Source organism: Paenarthrobacter sp. NPDC089988, assembly GCF_044748465.1.
Classification (GTDB): Bacteria; Actinomycetota; Actinomycetes; order Actinomycetales; family Micrococcaceae; genus Arthrobacter.
Genome location: NZ_JBIVGD010000013.1, coordinates 95312 through 115244 on the forward strand (window position 1 = coordinate 95312; position 19933 = coordinate 115244).

The 19933-nt window shown below is 63.6% G+C and carries 20 protein-coding genes; 3 read left to right on the plus strand and 17 right to left on the minus strand.

Going from position 1 to position 19933, the window contains the following annotated elements; translation table 11 throughout:
• Position 1: 1 nt before the first annotated feature.
• The gene (locus tag ACIPV6_RS15855; RefSeq protein ID WP_400271793.1) at positions 2-793 is read right to left on the minus strand and encodes an SDR family oxidoreductase; all 792 of its coding nucleotides are present in this window, start codon (positions 791-793) and stop codon (positions 2-4) included.
• Between the two features lie 344 nt (positions 794-1137).
• Here ACIPV6_RS15855 and ACIPV6_RS15860 point away from each other — a divergent pair, with 344 nt between their 5' ends.
• Positions 1138-1398: a hypothetical protein gene (locus ACIPV6_RS15860; RefSeq protein ID WP_400271794.1), complete on the plus strand. Its 261-nt coding sequence runs from the start codon at positions 1138-1140 to the stop codon at positions 1396-1398.
• A 217-nt stretch (positions 1399-1615) separates the two neighbouring features.
• Here ACIPV6_RS15860 and ACIPV6_RS15865 read toward each other — a convergent pair whose 3' ends face one another.
• Genes ACIPV6_RS15865 through ACIPV6_RS15875 form a run of 3 tightly spaced genes read right to left on the minus strand, consistent with a single transcriptional unit; the run spans position 1616 to position 4250 of the window.
• A complete protein-coding gene (locus ACIPV6_RS15865; protein WP_400271795.1) occupies positions 1616-2188 on the minus strand; it encodes a flavin reductase family protein in 573 nt (190 codons plus the stop codon).
• A 2-nt stretch (positions 2189-2190) separates the two neighbouring features.
• Positions 2191-3237, minus strand: coding sequence for a methionine synthase (locus tag ACIPV6_RS15870; protein WP_400271796.1), 1047 nt, complete (start codon positions 3235-3237; stop codon positions 2191-2193).
• Between the two features lie 20 nt (positions 3238-3257).
• Entirely contained in the window at positions 3258-4250 is a 993-nt protein-coding gene (locus tag ACIPV6_RS15875) for a DUF1852 domain-containing protein (RefSeq protein ID WP_400271797.1), read from the minus strand.
• A 122-nt stretch (positions 4251-4372) separates the two neighbouring features.
• On the opposite strand from ACIPV6_RS15875, the gene ACIPV6_RS15880 reads away from it, so the two are divergent.
• A complete protein-coding gene (locus ACIPV6_RS15880) occupies positions 4373-5314 on the plus strand; it encodes a LysR family transcriptional regulator (protein ID WP_400271798.1) in 942 nt (313 codons plus the stop codon).
• A gap of 53 nt (positions 5315-5367) precedes the next feature.
• Here ACIPV6_RS15880 and ACIPV6_RS15885 read toward each other — a convergent pair whose 3' ends face one another.
• The 12 genes from ACIPV6_RS15885 to ACIPV6_RS15940 form a co-directional block, all read right to left on the minus strand.
• Positions 5368-5616, minus strand: coding sequence for a hypothetical protein (locus tag ACIPV6_RS15885; RefSeq protein ID WP_400271799.1), 249 nt, complete (start codon positions 5614-5616; stop codon positions 5368-5370).
• Between the two features lie 150 nt (positions 5617-5766).
• Entirely contained in the window at positions 5767-6516 is a 750-nt protein-coding gene (locus ACIPV6_RS15890; RefSeq protein ID WP_400271800.1) for an SDR family NAD(P)-dependent oxidoreductase, read from the minus strand.
• Positions 6513-7286 (minus strand): SDR family NAD(P)-dependent oxidoreductase, encoded by a 774-nt coding sequence (locus ACIPV6_RS15895; protein ID WP_400271801.1) that lies wholly within the window; start codon positions 7284-7286, stop codon positions 6513-6515. Before ACIPV6_RS15895 ends, ACIPV6_RS15890 begins: the two co-directional genes overlap by 4 nt.
• On the minus strand, positions 7287-8768 hold the full coding sequence (locus tag ACIPV6_RS15900) for a gamma-aminobutyraldehyde dehydrogenase (protein ID WP_400271802.1): 1482 nt from the start codon (positions 8766-8768) through the stop codon (positions 7287-7289). It lies immediately after the preceding gene.
• Between the two features lie 107 nt (positions 8769-8875).
• The gene (locus ACIPV6_RS15905; RefSeq protein ID WP_400271803.1) at positions 8876-9967 is read right to left on the minus strand and encodes a proline racemase family protein; all 1092 of its coding nucleotides are present in this window, start codon (positions 9965-9967) and stop codon (positions 8876-8878) included.
• Positions 9964-10881 carry a dihydrodipicolinate synthase family protein gene (locus ACIPV6_RS15910; protein WP_400271804.1) on the minus strand — a complete coding sequence of 306 codons (918 nt, stop codon included), beginning with the start codon at positions 10879-10881 and terminating at the stop codon, positions 9964-9966. The genes ACIPV6_RS15905 and ACIPV6_RS15910 overlap by 4 nt, the downstream gene beginning before the upstream one ends.
• Positions 10882-10940: 59 nt before the next feature.
• Complete coding sequence (locus ACIPV6_RS15915) at positions 10941-12203, minus strand: NAD(P)/FAD-dependent oxidoreductase (RefSeq protein WP_400271805.1); 1263 nt, start codon at positions 12201-12203, stop codon at positions 10941-10943.
• Between the two features lie 29 nt (positions 12204-12232).
• Positions 12233-13093 (minus strand): amino acid ABC transporter ATP-binding protein, encoded by an 861-nt coding sequence (locus ACIPV6_RS15920; RefSeq protein ID WP_400271806.1) that lies wholly within the window; start codon positions 13091-13093, stop codon positions 12233-12235.
• Positions 13090-13827 carry an amino acid ABC transporter permease gene (locus ACIPV6_RS15925; RefSeq protein WP_400271807.1) on the minus strand — a complete coding sequence of 246 codons (738 nt, stop codon included), beginning with the start codon at positions 13825-13827 and terminating at the stop codon, positions 13090-13092. The genes ACIPV6_RS15920 and ACIPV6_RS15925 overlap by 4 nt, the downstream gene beginning before the upstream one ends.
• A 31-nt stretch (positions 13828-13858) precedes the next feature.
• Positions 13859-14707: a substrate-binding periplasmic protein gene (locus ACIPV6_RS15930; RefSeq protein WP_400271808.1), complete on the minus strand. Its 849-nt coding sequence runs from the start codon at positions 14705-14707 to the stop codon at positions 13859-13861.
• A gap of 358 nt (positions 14708-15065) precedes the next feature.
• A complete protein-coding gene (locus tag ACIPV6_RS15935; RefSeq protein WP_400271809.1) occupies positions 15066-15659 on the minus strand; it encodes a short chain dehydrogenase in 594 nt (197 codons plus the stop codon).
• 2 nt (positions 15660-15661) lie between these two features.
• A complete protein-coding gene (locus ACIPV6_RS15940; RefSeq protein ID WP_400271810.1) occupies positions 15662-16378 on the minus strand; it encodes a GntR family transcriptional regulator in 717 nt (238 codons plus the stop codon).
• 308 nt (positions 16379-16686) lie between these two features.
• Between ACIPV6_RS15940 and ACIPV6_RS15945 the strand changes: the two genes are divergently transcribed.
• Positions 16687-18192 carry a CoA-acylating methylmalonate-semialdehyde dehydrogenase gene (locus ACIPV6_RS15945; RefSeq protein ID WP_400271811.1) on the plus strand — a complete coding sequence of 502 codons (1506 nt, stop codon included), beginning with the start codon at positions 16687-16689 and terminating at the stop codon, positions 18190-18192.
• A gap of 127 nt (positions 18193-18319) precedes the next feature.
• Here the strand turns inward: ACIPV6_RS15945 and ACIPV6_RS15950 are convergent, their stop codons facing one another.
• Positions 18320-19834 carry a PucR family transcriptional regulator gene (locus ACIPV6_RS15950; protein ID WP_400271812.1) on the minus strand — a complete coding sequence of 505 codons (1515 nt, stop codon included), beginning with the start codon at positions 19832-19834 and terminating at the stop codon, positions 18320-18322.
• Positions 19835-19933 lie beyond the last annotated feature (99 nt).

A 19933-nucleotide genomic window follows, 5' to 3' on the forward strand; every position in this document is an offset into this window, starting at 1 on the left:
CTTAGGCGCGGAGGGTTGCTCCGCCGTCGACGTAAATGTCCTGCATGGTGATATGTCCGGCGTCCTCGGAAAGGAGGAAGGCCGCGGTTGCTGCGATATCGGCCGGTGTGGCGATTTTTCCCAGGGGAATGCCTACCCGGAATTGGGCCGCGTCGCCCTTGAGGACGGACTCAAGGCCGCGTTCGGGATCGTTGCCCCAGAATTCCCTCTGCATACCTGTGTCGGTGGAGCCCGGACAGATGGTGTTGCAGCGGATGCCGTGCGGCGCCAGTTCCAAGCCAAGCGAGCGGGTCAGTGCCGCAGCGGCGGCCTTTGACGCTGCGTAGACCGGCATGGCGCTTCGGGGGACTCCGGCCGCGTTGGATCCGACGACGACGACGGCCCGGTTGCGGTTCATGGTGGCCAGCATCTGCCGGGCGGCTGCGGTGATCACCAGAAAAGTGCCTGTTGCATTGACACTCATGACCTTGTTCCAATCGGCAAGGCTGGCGTCCATGGCAGACCCAACGCTGTGGATACCGGCGGCATGAACAAGCTGGGCCAGGGCAGCGCCGGAACCGGCGATGCGATCAAACAAGTCGTGGACATCGTCCGGGTCGGAAACATCGGCAGGAACCGTGAGCACGTTCTCGCCTTCCAGCCCGGCGGCTGTTTCGTTGAGGGCCCCTTCGTTGCTGTCCGCAAGGACCAGCAGGTCCTGGGTGCTTGCCGCTGCGGCAAGGCGGTGGGCCACAGCCCGGCCGATGCCTCCACCGGCACCCATAACGAGCAAGGCGCGGGATGAGTTCCGCATCGAGCCTCCTTTCATGAGTAAGCTAAGGCTTACCTAAGTTATTTACATCATGAAAGTGTTTCCTAATTATTTATCCCGGCAGGCCGAGCAACATCTCTTGACGCCTGCCGCCAGGACGGGGGTGATGGAATGCAGCCGAAGATCGTTTGAACCGCGCCAACAAAGGGCACGAAGGGCCTAAATGGGCCGCACAGGAAGGGCGCAAAGGCAACCCCTAACCAAGGTTGTGTGAACTGCGGCACTCCAGCGATTGTGACGCTCTGAGACGTGGATGTGACAGCCATTTGACAGTCCATGCGGATAACTGTCGATTCGAAATCTGAACTTTACTTGGGGGTACTGAAGTGGTTTACACGCGCTTCAATCCAACTGTCCTTCGGGACATCGCCGAATACACGGCGGAGATCCGGGCGTGCGCACTTCAACGCGCCCTCATCGCCGAGAAGCGGCGCCTGGCCTTGATCAAGCATTCTCACAACGGTGTAAGCATCGCCGCCATGGCCAGGGCGATGGGAGTTACTGAGGCTGCTGTAGCCAAGATTCTCAAGAATGGACCCACGGGCGTCGTGCGGGCGCGCGCGACGGCCGGCGAGGGCACTGAGTGACGGGGCCAAACGTGGCCCGGACGAAGATGAAGCGGCCTCATCATGAGAACCAAGAGTCCGCCCGGCGTTGCAGGGCGAAAGAAGGTGTGCACATTGTGCACACCTTCCGCGGATTATTCAGGAAGCCGTTCCGCTGTTAACGATGCCCGACGGCGGGAGGTGTCCTCCCGCCGTCGTGAGCCATGCGGCTTGCCGCCAAGCATTGTTGGGGCGGCGCTCAGCCTTCGAGCCTGGAATGCTCGCCCAGACGGTGCCATGAACGGTTGTGGTACACCAGGGCGTCGCCGGGTTCGCCCGCTTGGACGTCGCGCATCACGCGGGACTCCAGGGCGTGAACGGCGATGATGGTGGAGGTCCCCACCTCAATGCGATCGATGACGGCGCAGCGCACCCAGGCGCGGACATCGTCGTACACCGCTTCGCCAGTCGGAAGGGCCGACCAGCGGTGAGTCTGGTCAAAGCGGTCGGCGCCGGGGGTCGCCCCAAACTTCGCCAGGTCGACGTCGTGCGCGTCCAGAAGGTGCACGACGACGGTTTCGGCGCGCGAAAGCACCTTGGACGAAGAGGACAGTGCCGAGACCGAGAAAATCAGCAACGGTGGTTCCGCGCTCACTGACACAACCGACGATACTGTCAGTGCCACCGGTCCCTCGCCCGCATCCGCCGTGACGACGGCCACACCTCCCGGGTGGCCACGGAACAGTGACTTGAATTCATCGGCCGAGAGGGAGGACGGGAATCCTTGCTTGCGAGCGTCAAGCCACGTGTCCGTGGGGTAGGCGTGAAACATCGTTATGACACCCTGGGGGCGGAGCCGGCGAGTTCCTCGCGAATGATGTTCGTCCCTGCGCTGAGAGCACTCAGCTTGGCCAGTGCGATGTCCCGGGGGAACGGTGCCATGCCACAGTTGGAGCTGGGGAGGAGCTTGTCCGCATCGACGAACTGAAGGGCCTTGCGGAGGGTGTCGGCGACCTCCTCCGGGGTCTCGATGGTCTCGCTTGCGACGTCGATTGCCCCGAGCATGACTTTCTTGCCGCGGAGGAGCTCGATGAGGTCCATGGGCACGTGGGAGTTCTGGGATTCCAGCGAGATGATGTCGATGCTGGAGCCTTGCAGCAGCGGGAACGTTTCCTCGTACTGCCGCCACTGTGAGCCGAGCGTCGCCTTCCAGTCATTGTTCGCCTTGATCCCGTAGCCGTAACAGATATGCACGGCGGTCTCAGCGCGCAGTCCTTCTGCGGCCCTCTCAAGCGCAGCCACGCCCCAGTCCTTGACCTCATCGAGGAAGACATTGAACGCGGGCTCGTCGAACTGGATGATGTCCACGCCGGCGGCCTCGAGTTCTTTGGCCTCCTGGTTCAGGATCGTGGCGAACTCCCAGGCGAGCTTCTCGCGGCTCTTGTAGTGGTCATCGAAGAGCGTGTCCACCATCGTCATTGGACCGGGAAGGGTCCATTTGATCGGCCGGTCGGTGGCTGCGCGGAGGAACTTTGCGTCTTCGACGAATACGGGCCGTTCGCGGCGCACCGGTCCGACGACGGTCGGCACGCTGGCGTCGTAGCGATCGCGGATGCGCACGGTCCTGCGCTGTTCAAAGTCGACCCCGCTGAGATGCTCGATGAAAGTCGTGACGAAGTGCTGGCGGGTTTGCTCGCCGTCGCTGACGATGTCGATTCCACGCCGGCTCTGCTCATGGAGTGCGATGCGCAGCGCATCCTGCTTGCCCTCGAGCAGTGCGTCTCCCTCCAGCTTCCACGGAGACCACAGCGTCTCCGGCTGTGCGAGCCACGATGGTTTCGGCAGGCTTCCGACAACGGTGGTGGGCAAAAGTGTGTTCATGATTGACGATTCTCCGTAAGTCAGTTGACGAGAGCGGGGTAGTTGGCGGTCCACTGGTCCAGCAGGTCCTTGTGGGGTGTGATGAAGTGCTCCTCCGTGTACTTGGCCTGCTTGATCGCCAGCTGACTGCGCTCGACGCGGTCGTAGGCGATCTGCGTCCGCGAGTAGTCCTGCTCTCCCAGGCTGGGCTGATAGACGACGGCGGCTGCGGAGTTCGCGTTATAAACTTCCGGGCGGTAGATCTTCTGGAACGTCTCCATGGTGCTGATCGTGCCGATCAGTTGCAGGTTGGAGTAGTCGTTGAGCAGGTCGCCGCGGAAATAGAAGGCGAGGGGAGCCACGCTGCCGCGTGGCATGAAGTAGCGCACCTGCAGTCCCATTTTTGCGAAGTACGCGTCCGTCAGTGAGAACTCGTCCTGCTGGTACTCGACGCCCAGGACCGGGTGACGGTTCTCCGTTCGCCGGTACGTCTTGGTGGTTGAGACGCTGATGCACACCACCGGCGGCTGCGGGAAGCGTTCCTGGCATGCCGGGGAATCGAGGAATTGCTGGAACAGTTTGCCGTGAAGATCGCCGAAGTTCTCGGGAACGGTGGGCTTGCCGGCTTCCGCTGTTGCCGCCGGCAGTACCACGCTGAAGTCGAAGTCACGGACGTAGGAGGAGAAGTTGTTCCCGACGATCCCTTGGTGACGGACGCCGTTCAGTTGGTCGACGATCTGGATGTCGAGAACCTCGAACAGGGGGAACTGCTGATCCGTACCTTCGGCAGTGAACTGGATCTGCACGGAAACGATCTCAAGCTCGAGCGTGTAGCGGTCCCGGTCCGGGTTGTCCCAGTCTGCGAGATCGTTGAAGCGTCGGCGGATCATGGTTAAGGCGTTGCGGAGGTTCTCCTGGCGGTGCTCGCCCCGTGCGAGGTTGGCGAAGTTCGTCGTGATCCGGGAGCCTTCTGACGGGGAGTAGTCCTCGTCGAAGCGGGTGGTGGTGATATTGAAGGTGAAGTCGTCTGCCATAGCTGCCAATCCGTTGATGATGGGCCGGAGACGGCCTTTCAGAAGGGGACGTATCCATGGTGCAGCTTTTCGAGGGGTATCAGGTAACTCGTGGTTGCTATGCATTCATATAGAATTTGCCTATGGCCCAGATTTCGAGCGGATTGACCCTGCAGCAGCTCCGCTACTTCATTGAAGTTGCAGCCGAGGGGTCGATCTCCGCGGCGGCCGATCTGCTCTACGTAGCGCAGCCGACAATGTCCGCAGCGATGAAGGACCTCGAGGCCCGGGTAGGCCGTGCGCTCCTTGTTCGGTCCGCCCGCGGGGTCACCCTCACCGAGGACGGGGCAGAGTTCCTCGGCTATGCGAGGCAGGTGGTCGAGCAGTTCGCCCTCCTCGAGCAGCGCTACCTCGGCAGGCCACCGACGCGACGTCTGCTCGGGGTGTCAACGCAGCACTACTCCTTTGCGGTGGACGCCTTCGTCCGGATGGTCAAAGCCACTGAGGTGGCCGAATACGAGTTCTCGCTCCGTGAGTCCCGCACCTGGGACATCATCGAGGATGTCCGGACACTCCGCAGCGAGATAGGCATCCTGTACCGGAACGATTTCAACCGGAAGGTCATCGACAAGCTGCTCCGGGAATCCGGGCTGGCGTTCACACCCCTTTTCCTCGCGGATCCACACATTTTCATTTCACGGAAGAACCCGCTCGCCGCAAAAGAGCGAGCGACACTCGACGATCTCGCCGGCTTGCCGCGGCTGACCTTCGACCAAGGTGCGAACAACTCCTTCTACTTCGCCGAGGAGATCCTCTCCACCTTGTCCAGCAAGCAGGAGATCCGGGTCTCTGACCGTGCCACGATCTTCAACCTCATGATCGGCCTCCACGGCTACACGATCTCGACGGGCATCATCAGCGGGCAACTCGACCCGGAGATTGTCGCCATCCCACTCGACGTTGACGAACGCATCGAGATCGGCTGGATCGGTCACGCTGCGATTCCGCTTACCGACCAAGCGCAGCGCTACCTCGGGGAATTGCGGGCCGTCGTCGCTGAGTTTGGCGTAGCGCTACTCGACTGACTGCAATCCGGGCGGATGAGGTACAACATGACTACGAAACCCGGCCGTCGCGGTTATGGCCGGGTTTCTGAGCCAAGTGCCATCCGGTAGTGGAAGCCCACGCGTTCTTCGGCTGCCCATGCTTCGTAGTACTCGGCTTTTTCGAACAGCCGCCGGCCATCCAGGGCAGTGTGGAGCCAGAGGATGCTTCCGTCTACAGTGACGGCGTCCACGGTTCCGGTGCAGATGTCCGCGCCTTGCTGCCTGATGCGCACGTGGGCCCCGGGAAGCGTAGCCCAGTCGTCGATTCGTCCGTTGGCCATGTCAGTACTCTGCTTTCCAGGGTTTGCCCACCACGAAGTCTTCTTGGAAGGGGTCTGATGGGTCGAGGACGCGTTGGTTGAGGGAGGTGATCCAGGCCCGACGGCGGGCCTCCCCATTGCGGGTTGGCGCCGCCGTCGGAGCGGGAAAGGTCAGCGGACGTAGTCCGCGCCGGTGATGTCGATGGTTGATCCCGTACTGTGCCGGGAGCGTCCGGAAGCCAGGAAAGTGATGACTTCGGCGACGTCTTCCGGCGGAGTGACTTCGCCGAGCGGCAGGCTTTCGAGCACGCCGGGGTCGTTGGCGAGGTCTCCGGCGATGTCGGTTGCTACCCAGCCAGGGGCCACAGCGTAGGCGAGGATGTTGTGCTTGCCGTAGCCGCGGGCGATGCCCTTGGTCAGGGCCAGGAGTCCGCCCTTCGCCGCGCCGTAGGCGAGGTGTTCGGCGTCGTCCCCTCGGTGGGCGGAGCGGCTGGTCACGTTGACGATGATGCCTCCGCCCCGCTCCTTGAACCCGAGGATCGCCCAACGGCAGAGGTCAGCGGGTGCCAGGAGGTTCAGCTCGTAGTTCGCTTCCCAGCCTTCCTCCCACGCCCGGCTGTCATTGAGTTCGGAGGGCAACCAAGCTCCGGCGTTGTTGACCAGGACGTCGACGCCGCCACGCCAGTTGCTTGCTTCGGTCCAGACGCGCTGGCGTTCAGCAGGGTCGCGGAGATTGCCTTGGACCAGCAGGACACGGTCCCCGAGTTGCTCTGCGGAGGCTTGGGCCGAGTCCTTGTCGTTTCCGTAGTGCAGGACCACGTGTGCGCCGTCGCGGTGGACTGCCTTAGCAGTGGCTCGCCCGATGCCACGGGACGCACCCGTGACGAGAACGGTCTTGCCGTTCAGCATTCCCGCGCTCATGCCACTGCCTGGGCGCCGGTGATTTCGATGACCGATCCGCAGATGTAGGGTGCTTCGTCGGAGGCCAGGAAGGCCACGAGCGCGGCGATTTCCTCTGGTTTCCCGATCCGGCCGAACGGCACCAGGGCATCCAGGTCCGCCACGGTCCGGCCGTTGCGGGCCAGCCCGGCTTCGAGCATGGGTGTGTGCACTTCACCGGGGGCGACGGCGTTGACCCGGATGTTGTTCGGGGCGTAGTCGCGCGCGAGGTTCTTGGTGAACGCCACCACGGCTGCCTTGGACACGTTGTAGGCAATATGCGCCGGTGCGGGATACAGGCCCCACTGCGAGGCCGTGTTCACGATCGCGCCACCGCCCGCGTCAATCATGTGGGGGAGTGCCGCCCGGCAGAGATGGAACAGAGAATCCACGTTCACTGCGAAGGACAGGTCCCAGTCCTCCTCGCTGAGGGAGAGCAGGTCTCCGCGCCGGTTGATGCCGGCGTTGTTGGCCAGTACATCAAGCCGACCGCGGGCTTCCACGATCTGCTGGATCGCCGCTGCTGACGCCGCAGCGTCCAGGAGATCGAACACCAGCGGTTCTGCGCTGAAGCCCTCCGCAAGGATGGAGGCGGCAACTTCCTTCGCCGCGACTTCGTTGGCATCGGCCACGTAAACGTGGGCACCTTCAGAGGCCAGCCTGAGGCTGATGGCTGATCCGATGCCGCCGCCGGCGCCGGTGACCAGCGCGGTCTTGCCGGCGAAACGCCCGGCGAGTCCCGTCGTCGTCATCTACTGCTGTCCTTCCAAGGTGAAGATGGTGCGGTGCCAGGGTTTGGCTTGTTCGCCGGTGAGGTCGAACATGACGTGCTTGACCACGGTGTATTCGTCCAGTGAGTAGGTGGACATGTCTTTGCCGAATCCGGATTGTTTGAGGCCGCCGTGGGGCATCTCGGAGATGATCGGGATGTGGTCGTTCACCCAGACGGCTCCGGCCCTGATGTCGCGGGTGGCGCGGTTGGCCCGGTAGACGTTGGTGGTCCAGGCCGATGCGGCGAGCCCGTAGGGGGTGTCGTTGGCCAGGGCGATGGCTTCGTCGTCGGTGTCGAAGGGGGTGACGGCCAGGACGGGGCCGAAGACTTCGTCGCGGAAGATTTCGGAGTCCGGGGTTGCGTCGGCGACGAGGGTGGGCCGGTAGAACGAGCCGTTGGCGAAGTCACCGTCAGGGATTCCACCTCCGTAAACCCGCGCGTAACCACGGGCGCGTTCGACCATGCCGGCAACGGTTTCCTGGTGTTTGCGGGAGACGAGCGGGCCAAGGTCTGTGGCCGGATCCAACGTGGGGCCGAGCTTGACCTTGGCGTAGAGGTCCGCGACGCCCTCGATGAATTTCTCGTAGAGGGAGCGGTGGACTATTGCGCGGGTGGCCGCGGTGCAGTCCTGGCCGGTGTTGATCAGGGATCCGGCGACGGCGCCGTGGATCGCGGCTTCCAGGTCGGCGTCGTCGAACACCACGAAGGGTGCCTTGCCGCCGAGTTCGAGGTGTACCCGCTTTGCGGTGGTCGCTGCTGCGTCCAGGACGGTCCGGCCCACACTGGTGGAGCCGGTGAAGGAGAGCATGTCCACGTCCGGGTGGCGGAGCAGTTCCGCGCCGACGGTGGAGCCGCGGCCGGTGATGACGTTGATGACGCCGTCCGGGACGCCCGCTTCGGTGGCGACTTCGGCGAACAGCAAGGAAGTGAGCGGGGTGATTTCCGCGGGTTTGAGGACGATCGTGTTGCCCGCGGCGATGGCGGGAAGGATCTTCCACGCGGCCATCTGCAGTGGGTAGTTCCACGGGGAGATCGAACCGATCACGCCGATCGCTTCGCGGCGGATGGAGGAGGTGTGGTCGGGGGAGTATTCGCCGGTGGCTTTGCCTTCGAGGTTGCGGGCGGCGCCGGCGAAGAAGGCAATATTGTCGATGGTTCCAGGAACGTCGAATTCACGGGTGAGGCGGATCGGTTTACCGGCCTGACGCGACTCGAGCTGCGCGAACTCCTCGGCGCGTTCTTCCATCAGCGCAGCGAACTTGGTCAGCACGGCCGACCGCTCAGCGGGCGTGGCACGGGACCAGGCCGGGAAGGCGTCGCGGGCGGCCTGGACGGCGGCGTTGACGTCGTCGCTGCCGGCGAGGGTGATCGTTTGGATGGTTTCGCCGTTGGACGGGTCGATGACGTCCACGGTCTCGCCGGTGGTGCCCTCGACGAGCTTGCCGTTGATGAACTGGCTCACAACTCCTGCTTTCTATGGTTTTCGGGGGTTCGAGATGGCAGTTAATGGCAATGTTTGGGCCAAACACTGTCATCAAATGCCAACTCGCGGGGCGGCGGGGGTAGGGGTTAGGCGCCGGGTGCCCAGATGTCGCCGACGGTGTAGCCGGTGGGGAAGGGATCGGTGGGATCGAGCACCCATTGGCTGGTGCCGGTGACCCATGCGCGTCCGGTGATGGTCGGCAGGACCGCTTCACGTGGGCCGACCGTCGTCGTGCCTGTCAGGCGGCCGATGAACTCGCTGCCGATGATGCTGTGGTGCGAAAAATCCTCCCCGACGGCGAGTTGCCCGCGGGCGTGAAGCGCAGCCATCCGGGCGGAGGTACCGGTCCCGCAGGGGGACCGGTCCAGCGCCCCGGTCCAGGTGGACGGGTCGGAGGGGACAAGTTTGCCGTTGGACAGGACCACGGTGTTGCGGTCCTGCCGTCCCGGGACCCGGTCACCGGTGTGGAGCATGATGAGGTTCACGCCGGAGATCCCCGCGTTGTCCGGGTGGGTGACCTGGATCTGCTCGAGCGCCGCCATCTTAATGAGCGCGCCTGCCCGGGCTAGTTCCTTGCCGTTGTCCGGGTGCAGTTCCAGGCCGAGGTCCGCGACGCGGGCTTGGGCGAAGAACTGCCCGCCGAACACGACGTCGACGGGTACGGTGCCGTATTCGGGCACCTCCAGTGGGTGGTCGAGTTCGACGACGAACGCGGGGACGTTCACGACGGTCACCGAGAGGACCTTGCCGGCGTCGACCCCCGCGACGGCGGTGACGGTGCCCACCGCAGTGTCGATGGTGACGATCGTTTCGGGCCCGCGGACCGGGACGATGCCGTGTTCGAGGACCGCCGTGACGGCGCAGATGGTGTTCGACCCGGACATCGGCGTGAACCCGCCTTGTTCCAGGACCACGATCCCGAAGTCGGAACCCTCATTGACCGGTGGGGTGAGGATGACGGAGCAGAGTCCGGGGTAGCCGCGCGGCTCGTGGAGCATGAGCCGTCGCAGCCAATCCAGGTTGTCTTTGCAGTACTGCAGGCGCTCCGCCATCGTCGTGCCTTCCACGAGGGAGGCTGCGTCGGTCAGGATGCGTCCGGGTTCGCCTTCGGCATGGACCTCAATGGCGTCCAGGGTGAGCTTGCCACCTGGGGTGACGTTGGCGGAGCGCTGCATCATGCTGCCGCTGCTGCGGGGAGGACGCCTGCGTTCTGCAGGATCGCCGCGAAGCGTGCGCGCTCTTCGGCCGGGAGGGGCTGGATGGGCAGGCGTGCCGGGCCGACGGGTTCGCCGATGAGTTCCAGGCCCGCCTTGATGCCGGCTACGTAGTTCACGGACTCGAGGAAGTCGCTGATGGCCCAGAGGTGCTTCCAGAGTTCGCGGGCGCGGACCAGGTCCTTCTCCTCAGCCAGGGCGTTCCAGAATTCGACAGCCAGTTCCGGGACAACTCCGGCGGTGCCCCAAACGGAGGCCTCAGCGCCGGAAGCGATACCGAAGAACGTCAGGGTGTCCCAGCCGTTGAAGGCCTTGATCTTGTCGGTGCGGGCGGCCAGGAGTTCGGCCAGGCCCACGGCGTCGTCGGAGGTGTTCTTGATGTAATCCACGCCGTCGATGTCACCGAGTTCGGCCAGCTCGGCGGCGGTGAGCTGGATGCCGGTGGCGCCGGGAACGTTGTAGTACACGATCGGGATGGTGATGGAACCGGCCACGGCGGACAGGAACGCCTTCAGGGTGGTCAGGTCCAGGGGATCGTAGAACGGCGGGACCAGCATGATCGCGTCAGCGCCGACGTTCTCGGCGTGCTGTGCCAGGTCGATCGCGCCCTGGGTGGAGAGCGCGCCGATGCCGGCGACGACGGGGATGCGGCCGTCGACGCCCTTGACGTAGAGCTCGATCACGCGGCGGTATTCCTCGGGGGAGAGGGTGGTGAATTCTCCGGTGGTGCCGGTGGGGACGATGCCGTGGATCCCGGCGGTCACCAGGCGCTCCACCTGGCGTTGCAGTGCGGATTCATCAATGGCTGCGCCGTCCTGGGTGAACGGGGTGGTGACGGCTGCGAGGATGCCGCGCAGTTCCTTCTTCGTGTGGGACATGAGGGGTCCTTTCTGAGACCTTGGGGCCGCCAGTTGACGGCAGGAAACTTGTGTGGGCTTTACAGGGCCGGGACCGGCTGGCGTTGGACGCCGCGGAAGCGGTCGGCCCTGAAGGGTTGAAGCGTCGCGGCAGCGCGGCCGCGGACGATCAGGTCCGTCAGGGCCACGGCGGTGCCGGGGGCGAGGGTGACGCCCATCATCCCGTGGCCGGTGGAGACGTAGGTGTTCTCCAGCTGGCCCAGGTGGCCGATGACGGGGAGCCCGTCCGGTGTCATGGGGCGCATGCCTGCCATCGGCGTCGGTTTGGTGGCCGGTGCTTCCCAGTTGCGGAAGTACTTCGCCGGTGCCCGGAGGATCGCGTCGACGCGGAGCTGGTTGATGTTCTCGTCGAGCCCACCGAATTCCATGGTTCCGGCCAGGCGGAGGCGTTCGTTGAACGGGGTGACCGCGACTTTCGCGTCCCAGAGATTGACCGTGCTGCGCAGGCCCAGCTGGGCAACTTCGACGCTGTAGCCCTTGCCGGGACGCACGGGCAGCGGCACGCCGAATTGCTTGGACAGGTTACCGCTCCAGGCCCCTGCGGCGAGGACGAAGTTGTCCGCGGTGTAGCGGGTTCCGCCGCTGTGTACGGCGGTGACGCGGTCGCCGTTGCGGACCACGGCGTCGATCGGGGAGTTTTCCACGATCTTCACTCCCATGGCCACCAGGCGCTGGTGCAGTGCGGCGGCCATGGCGCCTGGATCGACGTGCCGTTCCTGCGGGAAGTAGATCCCGCCGAGGACTCCGTCGGTGAGCAGGGGTTCCTGTTCGTGGACGGCGTCCCGGTCCAACACCTTGGGCTGCCGGCCATATTGGGCGGCCAGGTCCAGGTTATCGACGTGGTGGTCGAAGTTGTCCTGTTCCATGAAGGCCATGAGCAGCCCGTCGGTGTGCAGTTCGAAGTCCATGCCGTCGGCGCGGTACTCGTCGAAGACCTGCAAGGTGTCGGCGGCGAGCCGGAGGTGGGCTTCGAAACCGGCGCGCTGGTCGCGGGCGTTGGATTTGCGCCACATGCCCAGCATGAACCGGATGAACGCCGGATCCACTGAGGGTTTGATGTAGAGCGGGCTGTCCGGTCGGAGCATCCATTTCATGGATTTCAGGACGACGCCGGGACCTGGCACGGGTGCGGATTCGGCCGGGCAGATCCACCCGGCGTTGACCTTCGACGCGCCCAGGCCGGTGGCCCGGGCGTCGATGATGGTGACGTCTCCGCCCTCACGGGCCAGATGGTAGGCCTGGGTGAGTCCGATGACGCCGCCACCAATCACAACGGTGTGCACTGTGCTTCCTTTCCTGCTGAGCTGCCGGCTTAGAAGCGGACGGCGTCAACGAATTTCTTGAGGTCTTGGTTATCGCAGTTGTCGAAGGCAACTTCCGGTGTGGTGTTGACGGCGATTTCACCGTTGTGGAAGAACACCAGGCGGTCTGCTGCTTTGGAAGCGAAGGCCATGTCATGGGTGACAAGGGCGACGGCGATGCCGTCTTCTTCCTTGAGCCGGCGCAGGACATCCAGGACTTCGGCGGCGACGGGTGGGTCCAGTGCCGAGGTGATCTCGTCGCAGAGCAGGAGTTTGGGCTTCATCATCAGTGCCCGGGCGATGGCGACGCGTTGCCGTTCACCGCCGGAGAGCTGGGTGGGGCGGCTGAGGATGTGGTGCTTCATGCCTACCTCGTCCAGGGCCGCTTCGGCCCTGTCACGGGATTCCGATGCTGCGGCGCCGCGGACCTTGCGCGGTGCCAGGACCAAGTTGTCAAGGACGTTCATGTGGGGCCAGAGGGTGTAGGTCTGGAACACCATGCCCACCTCGGAGCGGACGTTGTTCCAGGCCTTGGTGCGTTGCTGTTCGGCGAACACGGTTTGCCCGTCCATCAGGATTTCACCGTCGTCGGGGTCGGTGAGGCCGGCCAGTGCCCGCAACAAGGTGGATTTTCCGGAACCGGACTTGCCGATGATGACGGTGATGTCGCCCTTGTTCATCTGGAAGTCGACGTTCTTGAGGATCTGGCGGATGCCGAAGCTCTTCTGGAGGCCGCGGGCTTCTACCAAGACCTGCCCGTTGCTGGCAGTTCCTGTGGCGTGCTGTGCAGGTGCCACCTGGATGCCCTTCTGTTCGCTCACATCATTGTCCTTCTGCTCGATGGTGCTGGGAAGCTGTGCTGAGTGGCTCATCGTGCCATCGCCACTTTCGAGCCGGGCATCATGCGGGTCAGCAGCCCGCCTTTGGGTTTGCTGCCCAGGCCCGCGTTGGATTGCATCCGGCGTTCCAGGGCGCTGGTTGCCAGCGATACGGGGAAGGCGATCGCGAAGTAGACGATTGCTGCCAGGGTGAACACTTCCAGGGCCCGGTAGGTCTGGGAGGAGATGGTGTTGGCGATGAACATCAGGTCCGCAACAGCGATGGTGGAGACCAGCGCGGTGTCTTTGAACAAGGAGATGTTCAGGGACAGGATCACCGGCAGCTGTTGCCGGAGGGCCTGCGGAACAATGATGTAGCGCAGTTGCTGGAAGCGGCTCAGCTGCAGCATGCTTCCGGCCTCCACCTGTTCCACCGGTACGGACTGGAACCCGCTGCGGTAGGCCTCGGCCATGAAAGCTGTCAGGTTACAGGTCAGGGCAATGATGGCCGAGACATAGCCGGGGAGGGTGACCCCGGTCAGTGCAGGAAGGGCGTAGAAGATCCAGAACAGCTGGACCAACAGTGGCGTGCAGCGGAACAGCTCGATATAGGCCTGTGCTGCCCACCGGATCACCTCGATCTTTGACATGCGGCCCACGGCGACGGGAACCGCAAGGATCATGCTGATGACGATGGTGATGACAGTGATCTGGAGGGTGATACCCAGGCCCTGCATCATTGCAGGCAATGCCCGGGCCACCACGTCCCAATCGAAGTTGTAATTCATGATTTGGCTCCTTGCCGGATGGCTTGGCGAATTACTTCTTGAGCAGATCGCCGAGGTTGTCCACTTCGAAGTAGTTGACCTTGGCGTAGGCCTGGGACAGCTTGCTGCTCTTCTGTGCCCGCTCGATCGCGATGTTCACGATCTGCAGCGAACGGTCATCGATGGAGGCCGGGACACCGTAAGCGGCGGTGCCGGAATAGATCTCAGGATCCGGGACCACGATCTTCAGGGACTGGTCTGCCTGCGCCTGGGACTCGGCGGTGGGAAGGTCGGTGAACTCGGCAACCGCGCGGTCTGCCTGGATGGCGGAGATGGCGTTGGAGTAGGAGTCCATCGGCATGATGTTCTGGGTGAGGCCCTTGAGGGTGGCCTCGGGAGCTGCGCCCTGGGCGGTGACGATCTGACCGCCCGACTGGATGATCTGCTCGGACGTGGTGTACGGCGATGTCGCCTTCACCACGAAGACTCCGGGGTATTCGTAAACGGGGTTGGTGAAGGAGATCGCCAGGGACCGCTCAACGGTGTAGTCGAGGTTGGCGGCGAAGTCGTAGCGGTTCGCCTGCAGGCCGGCGACGATGTTCTTCCACTCAGCAGCCACAGGGACCAGCTTCACGCCCAGCTGCTTGGCCAGGTCTTCCAACGGGATCAGGTTCGGTCCTCCCAAGCTGCCGTCAGGCTGCTGGGTGGTCATCGGGGGAGCGATCGCGACGCCGACCCGGAGTTCGCCGCGCTTCTTGATCTCCTCGATGAACGAACCCTGTGACGCGGCGGAGGAGGCCGAGGCGCTGTTGCCTCGGAAGCCGCTGCCGAAGAAGCCTGCAGCCAGGGACAGCACAATAATGCCAAGGATGGCCAGGGTGATCTTGCTTGTTTTGGTCATGGTTAAACCCTCTTGACGGGAACGGGTGACCGGGCTGGCGGCGGGTGGACGCCTGGATTGCCAGCTCGAATGAAGTTCTCCCTGACCGCCTATGGAGCCGGTACAGGGGATGAGACGCGGCGTGGCACTCGCCGTTGACATCTCGTTTGGTTGTTATATTGTCAAACAATCTGTTTGCTAGTTCAACGCTAGCGTGTGATTGCCGCCACGTCCAGTACTTTTACAAAAATGTCGTCATGACGCCCAAGCGGGTGCCGCGTGGGGTCCCCCGGGCAGCAAAAAAGGCCCGATCCCGGCGGTGGCGCTGGCCTCAAAATAGCCGTGCGCCGCGCCTGATCGGGCCTGGTTTGCGGGAACTCTAGTCCAGTGCGTACACCTGTCCTGTCTGTATTCCCTCCACGGATTTCACGTAGGCGCGTCCCACCGTTTCGGCCGGTACTTGCGTAAACCCGGGGAAGAACTCGTGATAGCCCTTGGCCTCGGCCAAGACGCTTGGGCTGACAGCGTTGATGCGGATACGGCGCGGCAATTCAGCGGCCGCGGCCATGACGAAGGATTCCAGAGCCCCGTTGGCAAGGGAGGCCGCAGCGCCGGTCAGGATCGGCTCACGGGCCAGGACGCCCGAGGTAATGGTGAGTGACCCGCCGTCGGATAGGTATTCCACCCCGAGTTGGACCAAGTTGACCTGGCCCATTACCTTGTCGGCAAACGCGGATTGAAAGTCCTCTGCGGTCAGTTCATTAAGGGGCTTGAACGGGACCGAGCCCGTGCAGGAAATGACGGCGTCTACCGTGCCCACCTCTTTGAACATGCGCAGGATGGATTGGGGGTCGGCCAGATCCACGGTAACGTCCCCGGAGCGGGACGCCTCGACGATCTCATGCCGTTTGCGGAGCGCGGCCACCGCGGCCGAGCCCAGCAATCCGTTGGCACCGACAATCAGAATCTTCACAATCAGTTCTCCTTGCTCGCGGGTGCGTCCAGCAGCGCAATGAGTTCCTTGGCGCTGTCTACGGTGTGTTCCTTGAAGGCCTTCCGGATGACCTTCATGTCTTTGGTGCGGATGGCCTCCACCAACTTCTCGTGGACCCTGTGTGCGCGGACCGGGTCCGCGCGGGTGGCCTGGTCCTGGGCGAGAATGATGGTCACGTGGGCTTCAGTCACGGGCCAGAGCCGCAGCAGAAGCGCATTTTCGGACGCCGCCCAGAGTTTCCGGTGGAATGCCACATGGCTTTCGTGCCGAATCACCGGGTCAGGATCCATTTCGACCCTGCTGTATTCGGCCCAGCTGTCCTCAACCATCCGCATGCGTCGGCCGCTGTCATCGCTGATGATTGCCTCCACGGCCAGCATATCCAGCGCCATGCGGGTGTTGGCCAGGTCCATGATGGCGGCGGCATCCAAGGTGGCCACCCGAAGCCCGCGGTAGGGCTCCTGGATCAGCAGACCCTCCTGGGCCATCTGGTTCAGCGCCTCCCGGACTGTGGGGCGACTGACGTTGAGCCACTCCGACAGCTGGACTTCCGTGAGCTTCTGCCCCGGCTTGATGGAACCGAGCACCACGGCGCGCCGGATCTCATTCAACACGCCATCCCTGCGGGATACCGAGGCCACGGGCGCTACCCGCACAGGCAGGGACGCAGGCTCCGGTGACAGATGTGTTTCCACCATGGGATTCCCCCAACGCTCGTACCGTTATTCCACAAATGCAGATTGTCTGACAAGAGTAGCGGGTTTGTGTCGCGTAGTAAACGATGAGCCTCACATCGCCGCGCTGGGTGTCAAACGCGCGTCCGATCACGGGCATCAAGCTCCCTTATTCAGGTAGGCGGCATGCTTTCGGTCTCGTTATGTACAAAAGTCCATCCAAGCAAATCTAGATTGACGAATGTCTGCAGAGGTGAGGGGGTTCGCGCAACTACCGTTGCTTCCGAGCCACCATCGGCGTTCAGACAGACCACCTGAAAGCGAGTATTAGCGTGTCAGTCAACCAAGACCTCCCCGTGTTGTCCCACTGGATCGGGGGAGCAGAAGCACTCTCCTCCGGCGACCGCACCGCCCCGGTGTTTGATCCCGCCCGTGGCGTCGAGACCAAGCGGGTGGCCCTGGCCAACGGGGCCGACATCGAAGCCGCCGTCTCCTCGGCGCAGAAGGCCTTCCCGGCCTGGCGCGACCTCTCGATCACCAAGCGCCAGCAGATCATCTTCCGCTTCCGCGAACTGCTGAACGAGCGCAAGGGTGAGCTGGCGGAGATCATCACCGCAGAGCACGGCAAGGTCGTCTCCGACGCGCTCGGGGAGATCACCCGCGGCCTGGAGGTTGTGGAGCTGGCTACCGGCTTCCCGCACCTGATCAAGGGCGAGCACTCCGAGAACGTCTCCTCCGGTGTCGACGTGTACTCCACCAAGGGCCCGCTGGGCGTGGTGGGCATCATCAGTCCGTTCAACTTTCCGGCCATGGTTCCGCTGTGGTTCCTGCCGATCGCGGTCGCGGCGGGCAACGCCGTCGTCCTGAAGCCGTCCGAGAAGGACCCGACGGCGGCGAACTGGCTTGCCGCGCTCTTCTCCGAAGCGGGGCTGCCCGATGGGGTGTTCAATGTCCTGCACGGTGACAAGGAAGCCGTGGACGGGCTCCTGGAGCACCCGGATGTGAAGGCCATTTCCTTCGTTGGGTCCACCCCGATTGCCCAGTACATTTACGAGACCGCCGCCCGCAACGGCAAGCGGGTTCAGGCCCTGGGTGGTGCGAAGAACCACATGCTGGTGCTGCCCGACGCCGACCTGGACCTCACCGCCGACGCCGCCATCAACGCCGGCTTCGGATCGGCGGGGGAGCGGTGCATGGCCATCAGCGTCGTTGTCGCCGTCGAACCCGTCGCCGACGAGTTGATTGAGAAGATCACTTCCCGCATGGCAACCCTGCGGATCGGCGATGGCCGCCGGAATTGCGACATGGGCCCGCTCGTCACCGCCCAGCACCGCGACAAGGTGGCCTCCTACATTGACGTCGCCATCGAGGACGGCGCCACAGTCGTCGTCGATGGCCGCGGCATCACGGTCGACGGGGACGAGAACGGCTTCTGGCTCGGCCCAACGCTGATTGACGACGTTCCTGTCACCTCCCGGGTCTACACGGAAGAGATCTTCGGCCCGGTCCTGGCCATTGTCCGGGTCAAGAGCTACGAAGAAGGCCTGAACCTGATCAACAACGGTGCCTTCGGCAACGGCACGGCCATTTTCACCAACGACGGCGGCGCGGCCCGACGCTTCCAGAACGAAGTGGAAGTAGGCATGGTGGGCATCAACGTCCCCATCCCCGTGCCCGTGGCTTACTACTCCTTCGGCGGCTTCAAGGACTCCATCTTCGGCAGCTCCAAGGCCTACGGCCTGCAAGGCTTCCAGTTCTACACCCGCGAAAAAGCCATTACCTCCCGCTGGCTGGACCCCAGCCACGGCGGCATCAACCTCGGCTTCCCCCAAAACTAGGCGATACAGCCGATAAACGTCAGGGCTTGGCACTGGGCTCCTGGCAAGAGAAGGCCTCCGATGCGTCCCGCGGCGCGTCGGAGGCTTTCTCGCATCCCGGGGTTCTTTCTTTCAACCCACCAGGTTCTTAGTCGTCGATGAACTGCACCGCTGCGAAGAGTTCCAGCCGGTCGCGCATGTTGTCCAGGTTCAGGCCCAGGATCCTGCCGGCGGCGTCGACCCGGTTTCGGAGCGTGTGACGGTGCACACCCAGATGCCGGGCGGTTCTGTCCCAGACGCAGTTGTTGGCGAACCATTCGCGCACCGTGGCCAGCAGTTCGGTCTGCTCTGCCTCGTCATGGGCCAGCAATGGTTGCAACAGTCCCCGGGCCACCGGCGCGGCTTTCTCCTCGTGAAGGAGGCCGAGCATGCCACCTTCTGACAGTTCGGAAAATTCGACGGCGGTCCTGCCCAGTTCCGTGGCCCGGCGCAACCCACGCGTTGCTTCTTCAAGGGCGCCGGATAGTCCCTCCATGGTGGTTTCGGCGGAGATTCCGCAGGGCCCGTGCCGTGCCAGGAGTTCAAGGACCTTGTCCTGGTGTGCCGTTCCGGCCAGGACAACCAGGTGGTCCCCGCGGAGGGCGTAGAACACAGCCCCGCGGTGGTTATCGGCCAGCAGTTCCAAGGCCTCGAGCAGGTTCGGGGACGGGTTCTCCTGCCGCGAGGTTGTCACCAGCAGCGGTTCGCGCGGCAAAGCGCCCCACACCTGTTGGGCGGTTTTGAGTGCGACGTCGGTGCTGCCCGCCAGCAACTGCTCGAACACCCCGGCACGCAGGTGCCGGCGGGCAGTATCCAAGGTGCGGGTTTGCTCCAGGGCCAAGCTGGCCAGGCCAATAACGCTGTTCACGATGTCCGCACGCGCCGGGTCCAGTGGTTCGATCGCACCGATGACCAGCGCCCCACGCAGGCTGCCTTTTCGGCCCAGGGTCTGCAGCGTCACCGACTGGCCCCCGACTTCCAGGTGCGATGCGGAACGGTTGCCAAGGTCCAAGGCCAGCCTGACCTTCTCCGACACCTCCGCGCTGATCTCCGAGGGCACAGGCCGGTTACGCGGCATCCGCACGTACTTGCCCGCGGCGTCGTACAACGCCACCCAGCTATGCAGCTGACGTTCCAGTTCACCCAGGATCGAGGTCAGCCCATCCGGCCTGAGCGCTGCCCGGGAAATTGCCCGCTGCGCCTGCAGCGACCACTCGGCCCTGGCATGCTCCTCTTTTGCCAAGTCATCCGCAACGGAACGGATGATCGCAATGAACGGCGTCCGGTCCGGCACCTCCAGAAGGGGCAGCCCCTGATCCCTGCAAGCCTCCTCGAGGCCAGGAGGCAACGTGCCATGGATGACTTGGGTGGCGAACCCCAACCCCGCAATGCCATGGTCCACCAGCCGCTGGACATACGCAGGATCAATGGCGTGACCCACCGGAAACTGGGTCCCGTCAGTGAGCAACAGTTGACCGGCGTCCAGGAACGGCGTGGGATCCTCCAAGTCCGAGCTGTGGACCCAACTGACCGGCTCGTTCAAAGCAGGGGAGCCCGCATCGGGCACCACCAGCTTGAGCTTGAGCGTCCGGCTGCGGAGGAGAGCGTTAATGCTTGGCGGCACTTAAACCTCGAATGGTCAAAAGTCGAAAAGAAGCTATCTGCTTGTACAAAGGTATAGAGAATCATAAACCTGGATCCCAGCATGATGGAGGAACTCCCC